Raw genomic sequence first — 15123 nt, 5'->3', positions numbered from 1 at the left:
ACGAGGGTAATAAAGGATACCCTCGTTTACAGTGTGCAAAGATAGTGCTTACTAACCGAATTTCCCCTAAATCTGTTGAAGAAAATAAATTAGAAAAAACGAAGCCCCGGCAGTACGAATACCACCGGGACTTGTTTTGTGTCTGCATCCGGTCTTCACAGAGGGAGATGCAGAAGAACTTTTAATTTCATTACTTTAGTATTATTAATATTAAATCCGGTTGCTTGTTCGCCTGTCGCAGGGTAGTTGCCGTTTAACGGGCACGCAGCCGAAGAATTATTTGATTATAATTTCAAATTTATTTTACGATAGCCTTAACAGCTTCTTCACCTTCGACAGCTACTACGACTACACCCTGAGGAGCAGCGATCACGGCGTTGTCGGAAGTGATAACTGTGTTAGCGATAACCTGGCCAAGAACGTTGCTTACAACAACTTTCTTGCCGGCAGCACCTGCAACTGTTACCTGGCCTTCGCCTGCGATAACTGTTACTTCAGATGTTGCGATCTTTTCGTTGTCTGTCGGAGTCAGGTCTGTATCGTTGATTGCGAACAACTGAGCCTGTTCTTTATTGCCCAATACCAATACACCGTTCAGGTAGCTTACATAAGTCTTTTCAGTCTTGCTATCAGCAGGCTTAACTTCGATTCTGTAATAACCTTCGTTGTCTTCGTCGATCGGGAATGCCCAAGTTGCAGGAGTGATACCCTTCTTATCAACGATATTCAGTGTATCCGCTGTTTTTGCAGCCGGTTTAGCGATAGCCAAAGAATCGTTGTTGCCGAATTCTACACGGTTAGCGTGAACGAAACCGATGCGAGTCAGGCCATCCTGATTGTATTTGACTGTATCGCTGTTATGAACAATAGAGTCGGCATAGCTTACCATATAAGCCTTTGTATCGAATGCGCCAACCTTAGCCGTATCAACCGGTTTTGTGATATAATAAGCATAACGGTAGTTGTCCGGACGGTTCACATAGGCAGTATCCAAACCAAGAACGAAATCGTTGTCTGTTGCAGCAGCTTTCAATTCCAAACCTGTACGTTTGATTACAGCGAACGGTTTAACAGCTGTTACCTTAGAAGCCTCGTCACCCATCAGAGAAATTGTAACGTTCTTCGGAGCGTCTGTGATATTCAGATAAGTTTCTGTTACAGCAGATTCCAGGTTGAATGCCCAGTTGGTGATTTCATCTTCTGCAACAACAGCAGCTTTACCGTTCTGGTCGATAGCAATCTTGGATGATTTCAGATTGGCAGCAACTTTAGGATCACCAGTCTCTTTTACATTCCATAACAGTTCGTACTGGTTTGCGTTATCGTTTACACGACGCAATTTAACTGTATTATCAGCATGCTGTTTATCTTTTGTCAATAGCAGATCGCTTTGATCGTCATTGAAATACAACGTATCGTTACCCAAATACAGCTCAAAACCGTAAGAAGCAGCGCTCAAGTTAGCATCGTTCAGTTTTACAAGTGTGCCACCATTCTTAGCTTTCAGTTCCAGAGCCTTGTCTGCATCAGCAGTAGCAACTACAGAAGAGTCTGCATCCATTGTCAAATAGAACTTAGCTTCCGGATTAACGAAGTTAGTAGCAGTCAACTTGAATGTCAGATGATCTTTATCTGCATCGTTGATGTGCTTGTAACCCAAGTATTCGTCTTTCTGGTCAGGAACGGCTGTGATTTCCAATGTATCTTTGTTAGTAGTTGCAGCTACATAGATGTTCTTTTCAGCATCTTTAACGATGATCTTAGCAGTAGTAGTGGTAAAGAAGTTTTTATTTGCATCACGGTTAGCCAACTGATATGTGCCTTCCAATTTGTTTGCAGCAGTCACAATCCACTGAGTAGCCGGAACACTGTTGTAAACAGCAGTAGCACCTACAATTTCATCACCTGTTGTAGAAGTCATCACCTGATACGGCTTTCTTGTATCTTCTTTCTTCAAGCTCTTGATGAAGAATACATCGCCTACTTCAAATGCCGGTTTCGGACCTTCTATTGATTTGAACGTGATCTTAGTATTCTTTGTGGCAGGATCATCTGATGCTGCTACAGATACTTCACGGTGAGTATTGTTAGCTAAAGAGCGGATAACAACTTGAGCAGCCTTTGGTATAAAGCCTTCAGAATACCATTTGCCTGCAGCAGTTGCTGTCGGCATGAAAGTTTTAATAGTCACTTCATCACCGGCGATCAGTTCAGGATCAACAGTCAATTGGAAAGCAAACAGATTTGCGTGCTGTCCTAATGCAGGAACAACTTCTGTACCTTCTTCATTTACTGCATGTAATGTATCTGCTCTAAATGTAAAGTACTGTTCTTTTTCTGCCACGTAATTAGTATCGACACAAAGATAGGCTTGCTTACCTTCAATCAATGAATCGACAATGGCGATTGCGTAATGGTTTTTAGCCTTTACGAATTCGGAAGCTGTCGGATCTTCAGATAAGATATCTTTTGATGTAGTAAAACCTGTAGCAGAAGCAGAAGTATGGATAGCCGTCAAAAGAGCTTGAATGTTTTCTGAATTTAATTTTCCACTGTTTCCATTATCAATAGTAGTTGCTGCACCTGTCTGGAACTGGTCAAATACCAAGTTTCCTGCATCTGCTGTTGCGAACAGTGCCTTCGCAGCCTTGCCTTTTTCAGTGCCAAATTTCGGAGCTTCACTTGTTTCCAAATACGGCTTCACCATATAGTCATTCATGATTGAATCGACATCATGATAAGCCTGCTTTGTCTCTTTCTTTACTTTTGCAAGCATGCTTTTTACTTGAGCTGCAGCGGCGTTATAATCAGCCAACAGTTTTGAAGTTTTAGGCAGTTTGCCTGCTTTAGTAAATGTCGTGTCAGCCAAAGCCTTCAATTTGGCATTTGCCGCATTCAAAGAATCCTGGACAGTTCCATTTGTTGTTGAATTTGGATTAAAATACAACTGTTTTGCTTTGTCAAGTTCTGCAACTGCACCAGCCAAATCAACTGAATTCGGAATAGCAGCGCTCAACTTTGAATCAGCCGGAACCTCATTGTTCTGAACGTAATCGATAGCTGTCTTGATTTCTGCTTCACAAGCCTTGATGGCAGCGTCCATTTCTGTAAACGCCTTATCTGTCAACTTCTTTGCAGCAGCCAAATCGGCTTTAAATGTGCTTGTTGAAGTGGCAGATGTATAAATGGCCTCAAAGCCGACAGCACGCAATTTGTTTGCTGTAAACGGATTTTCGAATGCGTTATTCTTTACGTCATTGGAAAACTTCAATTCGAAAGAATCGTTGACATCTTTGTTTAAATCGGCTACAGCCAAGTCATAAGGTTTTGTCGCATTAGCAGTAGCATCGATCAAATACAAACTCATAACGTTGCCATCAGCAGGAGTTACAGTCGGAACTTCAGCCGGAGTACCTTCTGCCATCATCACTTTAACAGCATTGCCTTTTACAACCAATGCGTACTGGTACATTTTACCTGCTGTCGCATCATAAATATTGGTACGAGCTTCAGGACCTTTCAGGAAAGTGATTTTTCCGTCTTTGTCGATTGAAACAACTGATTCATCAACCCCCATTTTCCCAATACCATCCGTAGAAGAGATATAAGCATACTTTGCTTTATAGAAAGAGGTTTGAGATGCTTTCACATCCTTTTTGGAAACAGACAATTCTTGTCCGTCTTTGTTAACCAACTTGATTTCATAATAAACGCCACCAGCAGCATTCACTTTCTGTTCTACAGTCGGTTTCCACAATGTAGCATTGAAATCTTCATAAGACTTAACATTATCAGTCTTTACAATAGCAACAGAGTCTCTCTTGCCATCTTCGCTATGACCGATAATTACACGGCTGTTTGCATCTCCAGACAATGCTACATGATAATACTTGGTTGTGTCCAAGAGTTTACCTGCAGCCATCGCTGTCGAAGACAATCCACCAGCTACCAGAACAGTAGCCAAAAGAGTAGAAAATCTTTTGTTCATAATCTAAAATGTTTAATTAATAATAATGTATATTGAATCTATAATGTCGTTCTCTGAAACGGCTGGCTTTCAGCCGTTTTTATTAATCCTTGTAAAATGACGAGCTAAAACGTACGTTTTTTTTAGTCATTTTTTTTGCCGTTCTTTGTGCTTCGTAATGAGAAAGGCAATTTTTGTCCTCGTTTCGCTATCGTATTGATAAGAAAGGATATAGAAATGGAAAATTTCTTGGTGGAAATAGTTGGAGGTTAAAAAGGAATGCCTATTTTTGTAGCTGAAAAATGACGAATTTAAACGTACGTTTTCGTTAGTCATTTTTCCTGCCTTCCCAACTTGCTATTTATCAATAATTTATAATCATATTTCCCCGATTTTGGCAATGTAAGAATAACAATTTTTAAGATTGGTCAGTTTTGGCTATTCCGTTATTATTCAGTGTGTTAAGTTTTTTGGTTTCGACTGATGAAAAGGCTGTTTTCGGGTATTTTTCGAGCAAGGTAACCCCTCGTGTCTTTTTTTGTTAATTTCCTACGCTTCCATTTGCTTATTTTGTATTATCGTTTTCCGTTCCTATTGGATAATCAAGTTATATCGGGATAAAATCTTCCCTTCCTATGCTGATCCGGCAGAGGGGTTATTGTAGAATATTGTTTCGTTAACAACAAAACACATTCTTTGTGAATAACTGCAAATACCGGTTCTTTATCAGGCAAAAAGGGTTTTTTACTATGAGGTGTGCGGTTTTTTGCCGCAAAGACGGTCGTTATCGCCGCGAGTTGCCGGGGGGATATGCCATGAAGACGGTCGTCATGCCGGTGAAGACGGTCGTCGCGGTGGTGAAGACGGTCGTCATGCCGGCAAAGAGGTAAATTTCTTTTGAAATATTAGGGTCTGCCGGTAACATTCGTTTGCTACAAACGATTCTCCGGGAGTTTGGCTTTTCCATAATGTCAGGATTTTTTACTTTTCAGTGACAATGAGACTTCGTTTTTTCTATTTCCTGCCGACCTCTTTTTATTTGCTGCTTATTAATTCCGGTCAAAAAGAGGGAAACGTCAAACACGAATTGTCCGAGATTTCATTCCAAATAGAAAAACGTCCCAATAAGGGTTATTGTCTGTTTTTTTAATAACCAGATTTAGGAGATTTATTTTATTCTTCATTGATTTGGCAACGAACTTATAGAACTTGTGCAAAATCTCAAAAACTACTGGCAGGAAGAATTCCCGATCAGGCAAGCCAGTATGGAAAGGATATCGAGGCGCACCAAGTGGTTGCGTATCTCGCTCAATGCTTTGGATATATGTTTTTCTACCGCCTTTTCGCTGATTTCCAGTTGGGCGGCTATTTCTTTATTCCGCAAGTTCTTTTCGCGGCTCAGCTTATAGACTGTCCGGCATTGGGGCGGAAGAGTGTCGACAAACCGGTTGATCTCGTCGGTGATCTCTTTCAGCAAGAGCGTGTCATGCTGGTTGTAGCCGAGAATCTCCTGGTTGATCAGTTCGTCTATCGTATCGATGCCTTCGATGCGCTTCTGCATCAGGGCTGAATTCAGGTAATTGATGGAACGGTTATAGACGGCGCGGTAAAGGTAGGGCTTGATCGGATCGTTGAAGTCGATGTTCTCCTTCTTCTCCCAAAGTGACATGAAAACATCCTGGGTGATATCTTCGGCGGCTTGCCAGTCGCCCACGAAGCGGTAAGCGTAAGTGACTGAAATTTTGAAATAGGCCTCAAACAGTTCCCGGAATAGCGACAGGTCATTTGCTCTGTCGTGTCTTTTTTTCAGACTGTATTCTTCCGGTACTTTCATGATATTCTGCTTCTCTCTCTGGATATTTTTTTAGCAAAAATATAATTTTTTTCAATTCGGAGGTAGGGATGTCCGCTTTTGTTTTGTGATAGGTATAAAGAATGCAATCAAAAATGAACGATATAATACTAAAATATTTACAAGGAAATGCTTCGGAAAAGGAGAAGGAAGTTCTTCTTGGCTGGCTGAGGGCCGGTGAGGAGAATAAGAAAGTCTTTTCCGAAATAAGAGATCGGTGGCTGGAAAGCGGTGCAGCTCCGGTCTCGGATCCTGAATGGGTGAAGCGGGCTTTCGGGCGTTTCATGGCCGGGATCGAGGCGAAAGAGAGAGTACGGAAACAGATACGCCTCTCTTATTTCGTGAAAGTTGCCGCATCTGTCGCCCTACTGTTGGCTTGCTCGCTGGGTGGGTATTTTGCCGGACAAAATCGGTTTTTCGATTCTTCAACTCAAGAGCAGTTGGTGATGAACCGTGTCATTATGGGAAAAGACAGCAAAGGGCCTGTGAGCTTGCCGGACGGGACGACCGTCTGGCTGAATGCCAACAGCAGGTTGATCTATCCGGAACGTTTCTCTGAAGATAAGCGCTTTGTGAAGTTGGAAGGAGAAGGTTATTTCGAAGTCGTACGCAATGAAAAGGCGCCTTTCTTTGTGGAGACGGACGGGATGGTCGTCAACGTGTTGGGCACTCATTTCAATGTTAACAATTATGAGAATAAGGAAACGATCGAAACAACCTTGCTTTCAGGTAAGGTGGAAGTCCTTTTGTCCGGTATGAGCAAAGGGATCATCCTGAAACCGAACCAACGGATTTCCTGCAACAGGCAGAACGGAACCTATAGTCTGGCTGAGGTGGATGCCTCCGATTATATCATCTGGATCGGTGACAGATTGGTCTGTACGAACGAAAAGCTGTCGACCATCCTGCACCGGATGAAGCACTGGTATAATATGGATATAGAATGCAGGAAAGGAGTTCCGCTCGATCATCGCTTGTCGTTGACCATCCGGAAAGAGTCGCCGGAAGAAATCTTGAAGTTGTTGACTTTGATCAGCCCGATCCGCTACACGATCAAGGGAGATAAAATAATAATCAGTCCTAAATAGTAATCGATAAATAAATTGCCTATGATCTAAGATTCAGAAAAACATCAAAAAAATCAGGCAGATGTTACCAGCATCCGCCTGATGTAAAACTAAACAAACTGCTCTCAAAGGTAAGAGCGTGAGAGCAAAATGTAAAACTTTAAACATTCAAATGTATGAAAAAAAAGTCCACGAATGGGATAGCTATCCCCATTCTTAACATTAATTTATTCAGGAAAATGAAGCTAATACTTTTATTTGTTGCCATTTCCTTTTTCCAACTGTCCGCAGTGGAAAGTTATGCCCAGAACGCGAAGATAAATCTGAGCCTGTCTGATGTGACGCTTGCAGAAGCGATCCGATCCATTGAAGCGAATACGCAGTTCGTGTTTTTCTTCAATAACTCCGCCATTGATATGACGAAACATGTTAACCTGAATGTCAAGAACGGAAATATCAAAGAGGTTTTGAACCAGATTCTTTCTTCTTATACCTATCGTATAGAAGACAATAAGATCGTCCTGTTGGGCGAAGTGCAGCAGGATGGCAAGATCACGGGTGTCGTTTCGGATGCTTTCGGCCCGATCGCAGGCGCCAACGTGGTGGTGAAGGGCACGACAAACGGAACGATCACCGACATGAACGGAAACTTCTCCCTTGACGTTCCGAAAGGATCCAAACTACAGATTTCATATATCGGCTACATCACGAAGGAACTGACTGTGGGCGATAAAACAAACTATTCCATACAACTGGCCGAAGACTCGCAGGCGTTGGACGAAGTGGTCGTTGTCGGCTACGGTACGGAAAAGAAGGTCAACGTGATCGGTTCGATCGCCCAGATCGGCAGCGAGAAACTCGAAAACCGTTCGACCCCGCAGTTGTCGAATGCCTTGACCGGACAGATGGCGGGTGTGACCGTCATCCAGCGTTCGGGACGTCCGGGTAATAGCGGCGGTGAGATCCGTGTGCGTGGTGTCGGTTCTTTTGGCGGTGAAAGCAACAAATCGGATGCTTTGGTCCTGATCGACGGTATCCCCGGCAAGCTGAACGATGTCAGCTCGGAAGATGTAGAATCCATTTCCGTATTGAAGGATGCTTCGACGGCAGCCATCTACGGTTCGCGTGCCGCAAACGGCGTTATCCTGGTGACGACGAAAACGGGTAAGGAAGGGAAGGTTTCTGTCGGTTATAACGGATATGTCGGTTTCAACACGCCTACGGCATTGCCGGAATTTGTCGATACCTGGCAATATGCGACTCTCTACAATGAAGCGGTAGGCCGTGAGGCTTATACGCAGGAGGAAATCCAGAAGTTCAGAGACGGCAGCGATCCGGATCATTATGCCAATGCACGTTATCTGGATGAAGTTTTTTCCCGCAAAGGTTTGCAGACCGGGCATGACGTGACGGTTAACGGAGGTAACGCACAGAACCGGTATATGGTTTCATTCGGTTATCTGAAACAGAACGGTATCGTGGAGAAAAACGATTACCAGCGCTACAATGCCCGTGTGAACCTGATCAACGAAATCCTGCCGGGACTGAAGTTGACCAGCCGCCTGTCCGGCGTATATGGCAATCGGAAAGAACCGATGGCTCCGGGTGGTGACGATGCCGATAATATGTTGATCCTTATTCAGAAAGCCTTGCGTTTCCCCGGACTTACGCCAACTGTCTTGTCTGACGGTACGTTTGGCGCCGGACGTGAATTGCACGGAACGCCTGCCGGATGGATCAAGAGCGATTCTTTCTATGAGAATCCGGAATTTTCTTTAAATGCCAATGTCCGCCTGGATTATAATCCGATCAAAGATTTGCAATTGTCCGCTATCGGCGCATATACTTATACGAACGGTGAAGAACGCACTTACCGTTCGACGATGAAGCTTTCCGGCGACCGTGTGTTGGGTCCGTCCGAGTTAAAGCATAAGATGGGCAAGACGATTTATAAGACTTTCCAGGCGACTGCCGAATATAATAAGACAATCGGCGGACATACTTTCGGCATCTTGGCCGGTTACTCCTGGGAGCAGGAAGACTATCGTTATGTACAGGGGTCGCGCGATAAATTCCCTGGAAACGACCTGCCTTATCTGAATGCCGGTTCACCGGATAACCAGAAATCGGAAGGAACCGGGAATGCCTGGGCGATCCAATCCGGTTTCGGACGTCTCCGTTATAATTTCAACGAACGTTACCTGTTTGAATCTACGGTTCGTTATGACGGTTCTTCCCGTTTCCCTCAAAGCAAAAAGTTCGGTTTCTTCCCGTCTGTTGCAGCCGGCTGGAGATTGTCGGAAGAAAATTTCTTTAAGGAAAACGAATCGCTGGGCTTCATCTCCAACTTAAAACTGAAAGTATCGTGGGGACGCCTCGGTAATCAGAATATCGGTAACTACCCGTACCAGTCCGTATATGAACTGGGACAGAACTATCCTTTCGGAGATACTTATACGCAAGGTGCCGCTGTCACGACGGCTGTAGATCCGACCATCAAATGGGAAGAAACGGAAACCGTCGACGGTGGTCTGGAAGCTGTCTTCTGGAACGGTTTGCTGAGTGTGAACGCTTCTTATTTCAATCGCCGTACATACGATATCCTGTATAAACCGAGTGGAAGTGTCTCTACTATTTTAGGACAGAAGATATCGGAGATGAATACCGGAGAGTTGAAGAATTTCGGTTGGGAATTTGAGGTAGGACATCGTAATAAGATCGGGGAGGTCTCTTATAATGTGAATGCCAATCTGTCTATCATTAAGAATAAGCTGGTGACTTTAGGTGTCGGTAATGTGGAACAGTTGAACGGTCTGGTTGGAAATGGTAGTGATTTGTTCATCGATTATCCGATTCAGATGTATTACGGGTATGTTTCCGATGGCGTTTTTCTGGATGAAAAAGACATAAAGTCCTGGCATGACCAGAGCAAGGTTACGCCTAATCCGCAGCCGGGAGATATCCGTTACAAGGATATCAGCGGACCGGACGGTGTGCCTGACGGCAAGATCGATCCGAATTATGACCGTGTGTATTTGGGTTCCCGTATTCCGAAATTCACTTTCGGGCTGAACTTGGGTGTGGAATATAAGGGGTTGGACCTGTCGGTATTGTTGCAAGGGGTTGCCGGTGTGACCGGTATGTTGGACGGCTTTGCCGGCTGGGCCTTCAGAGGTGACGGCAATATCCAGAAATGGCAGGCCGAAGGACGTTTTGACCCGGCTAATCCGACCCGCTATCCGGCTTATCCGAGATTGGAGGACTTGAGTAACTCCACGACGCCGAATATCGTCACTTCCGATTTCTGGACTCAGGATGCCTCTTATATCCGTCTGAAAAATATTCAATTGGGATACACGTTCCCGAAGAAGATGTTGCAGGCTGCCAAGATCAGCAACTTGCGTGTGTATGTACAAGCCGAGAATCCTCTTTGCTGGAATAAGTATAAACCCGGATGGGACCCGGAAATCAATACATCCGGAAACTATTACCCGATATTGGCAACTTATACATTTGGTGTAAACTTTAAATTCTAAAAGACATGAAACGAATTAAATATTTTATTTTCACTTTACTGGCGGCTACGACAACCTTCGTATCGTGTGACCTGGACCGGAATCCGCTGGATAAGTTTGCAGAAAATGATTTCTGGACCAGTGAAGACAATGCGGAATTGGCGTTAACCGGTGTTTATAAGGGGAATATATTGTTTAACTCTCCGGAATATACCCCGACGGACTGGTGGTCGTATGGCGGTTTGATTTTTATGGAATTTCCTACGGATAATGCCTACGACCGTCGTGGGACGAACTCGAATTTCCATAAGATGACAAACGGTACTTTGTTATCGAATAATGCTTATACAAAAGCGTATTGGGAGAATTCGTATGCCAAGATTGCCCGTTGCAACCGTTTTCTGGAAGGTATCGGCAACCTGAGCGATCCGGCTGTCGTAGCTCGTTTCACGGCAGAGGCTCGTTTTATCCGGGCTGCCCAGTATTTTTATCTGTCTCAGTTTTTCCAGGATGTACCGCTGGTTACAAAAGTGTTGACGAAAGATGAGGCGAATACGGTAAAGAAAAATACGAAAGCGGAAATTACTGATTTTATTATTAAAGAGTTTACGGAAGCCGCTGCCGACCTGCCTCGTTTCAAGGATTTGAAAGGTTCTGAAACCGGACGTGCGAGCAAGCAAGCTTCTCTTGCGTTCTTGGGACGTACGTTATTGGCTGCCAAGAAATATAGCGAAGCGGCAGCCGCTTATAAAGAGATCATAGACTTGGGCGACAATGCGATCGACCCGGATTATGCTTCCCTTTTCTTGCCGTCGAACGAGAATAGCAATGAAAACATTTTCTCTATGCAGTATCTGCAGGACCAAGCCGGAAATGCACTTCCTCAGCATGCTTTCCCCGTAAAAGACGGAGGCTGGTGTCTGATTAACGTCGCTGCAGGCCTGTTTGAAGCTTATCAGTTCAAGGATGGTACGCCGTTCAGCTATGACAGCCCGCTGTATAACCCGGATAACTTGGGCGAAAACAGAGATCCGCGCCTGGATTATACCATTTATTATAATGGTTCTGCTTTTAAAGGTTCTGTCTATGACTGCCATCCGGATTCTCAAAGCCCGGACAAAGTGATGGGAGGACAGACCACGCAGACCGGTTTTATGATGCGTAAGTATTTTGATGAGACTTTCTCCGGTGACCTGAACAGTTATGGAGGAAACGTTCCTGTTATCCGTTATGCGGAAGTTCTGTTGAGCTATCTGGAAGCCAAACTGGAAGCCGGTGAGGGGATCACGCAAGCCTTGCTGGATGAAACCATCAATAAGGTAAGAGGTCGGGCATCTGTACAGATGCCGGCAATCACGGAAGTGAATGCCGCGAAGTTGCGTCCTATTTTACGGAACGAGCGTCGCGTCGAACTGGCGATGGAAGGTATCCGCTATTGGGACTTGCTGCGTTGGGGTATTGCACATGAAGCATTAAATGGCGATATTTACGGTGCTCCTTTCCCCGGTTCGAAACGCGTAAGTGTCAAACCGGCCGGCGAACCGGACAAATATGGCAGATGGTGGGTGAACAGCCGTGCTTTCCGCCAGGATCAGGATTATAAATGGCCGATCCCGCAATCGGAACAGGATATAAATCCGAATTTGCGATAGGGTGTAGTCATGTGAAGCGACATAAATAAATTATTATCATGAAATCAACAATCGTATTAGGAATAGGGGCCACCTTGCTGGCCTCCTGTTCCGGAAACAAACAAAAGGCGGAAGAGAAAGTAGCGCAGCAGCAGAAACCGAACGTTATTTTCCTGATAGCCGATGATATCGGTTATGGCGACCTGAGTTGCAACGGATCGAAAACGATCCATACGCCGAATGTGGAAAAACTGGCGGCGCGGGGCGTCCGTTTTACGGATGCACATGCGGTAGCTGCGACCAGTACGCCTTCGCGCTATTCCCTGTTTACCGGACATTATGCCTGGAGACGAAACGATACGGGGATTGCCGCCGGAGATGCCGGTATGGTGATCCGTCCCGAACAGCCGACCGTTGCGGATATGTTCCGCGAATGCGGCTATACGACCGGTGCGATCGGGAAGTGGCATTTGGGATTGGGCGACAAGACCGGTACGCAGGACTGGAACGGCTTTATCACTCCGGGGCCGACGGATATCGGTTTCGATTACTCCTATCTGATGGCGGCTACAGCCGACCGTGTCCCCTGTGTTTTTGTCGAGAACCAGCGGATCGTGAACCTCGATCCGAATGATCCGATTGCCGTCAGCTATAAGGAACCGTTTCCCGGCGAACCGTTGGGGAAAGACCATCCGGAACTGCTGACAAAGCTCAAACCGAGCCCGAACCACGGGCATGACATGGCGATCGTAAACGGTATCTCCCGTATCGGGTATATGAAAGGCGGCAAACAGGCTTTGTGGGAAGACGAGAACATAGCGGACAGTATTACTTGTAAGGCTGTCCGGTTTATCGAGAACCACAAGGACGAACCGTTCTTCCTGTATGTCGGAACCAATGATGCGCATGTTCCCCGTTGGCCGCACCCCCGCTTTGTAGGGAAGAGCGGTATGGGTCCCCGTGGCGATGCTTTGCTGCAATTCGACTGGACGGTCGGACAGGTTATGGATGCATTGGACAGAGCAGGCCTGACGGAAAACACCCTGATCGTTCTGAGTAGCGACAATGGGCCTGTGGTCGATGACGGCTATGCAGACCGTGCCGTTGAACTTTTGGGCGACCATAAGCCTTGGGGACCGTTCCGTGGCGGCAAATATAGTATTTTCGAAGCCGGAACCCGCATCCCGATGATCGTGAGCTGGCCGGCGCAGGTGAAACCGGGTGTCTCCGATGCATTGGTTTCGCAGGTCGACTTGTATGCTTCTATGGCAAGCCTGATGGGCAAGACTCTTGAAGCGGGCGCCGGTCCTGACAGCCAGGATTATCTGGATGCTTTCTTGGGTAAAGACCGGAAAGGACGCGACTATGTGGTCGAAGTGGCCGGTTCTCTTTCTGTTTCCGACGGCGAATGGAAGTATATTGCTCCGAGCAATGGCGCCGCCTATCAGAAACTGACCAATATCGAGTTGGGCAACAGCAAGGAAGAACAGCTTTACAACTTGAAACAGGATATCGGCGAAAAGAAGAATTTGGCAGCCGAACATCCCGAAATCGTTGCAAAGTTGAAAGCTATTTTAGAAAAGGAAAAGGCTAAATAGTCTTTTTGCATAAAGTGTGAAAACGCCTGTAGGTAATCTAAAAAACATTCCTGCAGGCGTTTTTTAGTTAAAAAGGACGAGTTCATTTTATTCTGCTCCCGGTTTGCGTTATCTTTGCAAATCATTAGGCAGAAAATAAAAGGATAATGCTGGGATTGATAAGTAAAGGAATTGTGATTGGCGTACTGGTTTCCGCCCCGATGGGTCCGATCGGTATGCTGTGCATACAACGAACGCTGAACAAAGGACGCTGGCACGGGTTTGTCACCGGATTGGGGGCTGCTCTGTCGGACGTGATCTACGCTGCACTGACCTGCCTGGGGATGGGAGTCGTGGTGAATTTCGTGGAGGCGAACCAGGCTCCCTTGCAATTGATCGGCAGTATCGTACTGGGCATTTTCGGCTATTATATTTTCCAGTCCAATCCTGTCCGGAATCTCAAAAAACAACGGGAGAAAAAGTTATCCTTCACCCAGGATTTTATTACGGCTTTTCTTCTTACCTTTAGCAACGTATTAATCGTATTACTATATATTGGTTTGTTTGCCCGCTTTGGCTTTGTCCTGCCGGAACATTCTGTTTGGATGTTGTTGGGAGGCATCGTCTTTATTGGGGTGGGAGCTGTTCTCTGGTGGTTCGGAATCACTTATATAGTGGCTAAATTAAAGAAATGGTTTAACGTGCGAGGTATATGGCTGTTGAATAGGATAGTCGGATCGGTCATTATTGTCTTGGCGGTCATCGGAGTTTTATCCGTATTGCTGACTTCCTATTTACATCTGCCATTGCTCCAAATCTATAATTGAAATGAAGAAACTGAAAGTCCCTTATTTGGAAACGCTGGACGTACTGGACCTGTCGTCCGTAGGCTTTTTGATGGAAAAAGCCCAGCGAGAGTCGATCGACGTGATTAACTGGGAGGAGTATCCCTATAAGCCGATCGTGGCTTTCGATATCGCAAGATCGAAAGTGAATCTGTATATTCGTTACTTTGTAAAAGGCAATTCCCTGAAAGCTCTTTATGAAGCGGATGGTTCGCCTGTCTACCAGGATAGTTGCGTGGAGTTTTTTATGAAGCGGCTGGATGATCCCAATTACTACAATTTCGAGTTTAACTGTATCGGTACATGTGATGCTTCCTATCGGGAATCGCGTGATTCGAAGAAATCGCTGACAGCCGAAGAATATGCTTCCATACGTCGTTTCTCAAGTCTGCCTCATACCGCTTTTACAGAGAAACTGGGTATCTATAGCTGGGAGTTGGTGGTTGCCATTCCTTTCCGGTTGATGGGCCTCGATCCTGACAACCTGCCGGAAAAGATAATGGGCAACTTCTATAAATGTGCAGACGATACGGAATTTCCGCATTTTGTCAGCTGGAACCCGATCGATCTTCCTACTCCGAACTTCCATTGTCCGGAGTTCTTTGGGGAAATCTATTTGTAAATTAAGAATTAAAAATTAAGAATTAAGAATTAAGAAATGAATGCATA

The 15123-nt window shown here is 45.3% G+C and carries 9 protein-coding genes; 7 read left to right on the top strand and 2 right to left on the bottom strand.

Features of this window, described 5'->3' with window-relative positions; genetic code table 11:
• Positions 1-298 precede the first annotated feature (298 nt).
• Positions 299-3988, bottom strand: a complete 3690-nt coding sequence (locus ACW6QF_RS12300; protein WP_456088051.1) for a DUF6383 domain-containing protein — start codon at positions 3986-3988, stop codon at positions 299-301.
• Between the two features lie 728 nt (positions 3989-4716).
• Between ACW6QF_RS12300 and ACW6QF_RS12295 the strand changes: the two genes are divergently transcribed.
• On the top strand, positions 4717-4857 hold the full coding sequence (locus tag ACW6QF_RS12295) for a hypothetical protein (protein ID WP_456088050.1): 141 nt from the start codon (positions 4717-4719) through the stop codon (positions 4855-4857).
• Positions 4858-5195: 338 nt separating this feature from the next.
• On the opposite strand, the gene ACW6QF_RS12290 is transcribed toward ACW6QF_RS12295, so the two are convergent.
• Positions 5196-5801 carry an RNA polymerase sigma-70 factor gene (locus ACW6QF_RS12290; RefSeq protein WP_456088049.1) on the bottom strand — a complete coding sequence of 202 codons (606 nt, stop codon included), beginning with the start codon at positions 5799-5801 and terminating at the stop codon, positions 5196-5198.
• Positions 5802-5914: 113 nt separating this feature from the next.
• On the opposite strand from ACW6QF_RS12290, the gene ACW6QF_RS12285 reads away from it, so the two are divergent.
• The 6 genes from ACW6QF_RS12285 (at position 5915) to ACW6QF_RS12260 (ending at position 15076) form a co-directional block, all read left to right on the top strand.
• On the top strand, positions 5915-6907 hold the full coding sequence (locus ACW6QF_RS12285) for a FecR family protein (protein WP_456088048.1): 993 nt from the start codon (positions 5915-5917) through the stop codon (positions 6905-6907).
• Between the two features lie 218 nt (positions 6908-7125).
• Positions 7126-10422 carry a TonB-dependent receptor gene (locus tag ACW6QF_RS12280; protein WP_298551361.1) on the top strand — a complete coding sequence of 1099 codons (3297 nt, stop codon included), beginning with the start codon at positions 7126-7128 and terminating at the stop codon, positions 10420-10422.
• 5 nt (positions 10423-10427) lie between these two features.
• On the top strand, positions 10428-12053 hold the full coding sequence (locus ACW6QF_RS12275) for a RagB/SusD family nutrient uptake outer membrane protein (protein ID WP_456088047.1): 1626 nt from the start codon (positions 10428-10430) through the stop codon (positions 12051-12053).
• 38 nt (positions 12054-12091) lie between these two features.
• On the top strand, positions 12092-13630 hold the full coding sequence (locus ACW6QF_RS12270; protein ID WP_456088046.1) for a sulfatase family protein: 1539 nt from the start codon (positions 12092-12094) through the stop codon (positions 13628-13630).
• 146 nt (positions 13631-13776) lie between these two features.
• Positions 13777-14436: a LysE family translocator gene (locus ACW6QF_RS12265; RefSeq protein WP_298551355.1), complete on the top strand. Its 660-nt coding sequence runs from the start codon at positions 13777-13779 to the stop codon at positions 14434-14436.
• Position 14437: 1 nt separating this feature from the next.
• Positions 14438-15076 (top strand): carbohydrate-binding family 9-like protein, encoded by a 639-nt coding sequence (locus tag ACW6QF_RS12260; RefSeq protein WP_298551353.1) that lies wholly within the window; start codon positions 14438-14440, stop codon positions 15074-15076.
• The last annotated feature ends 47 nt before the right edge of the window (positions 15077-15123 follow it).

This window comes from Parabacteroides sp., assembly GCF_977054455.1.
Note: the sequence above shows the minus strand (reverse complement) of the source record. Positions and strands in the feature narration are given on the sequence as shown.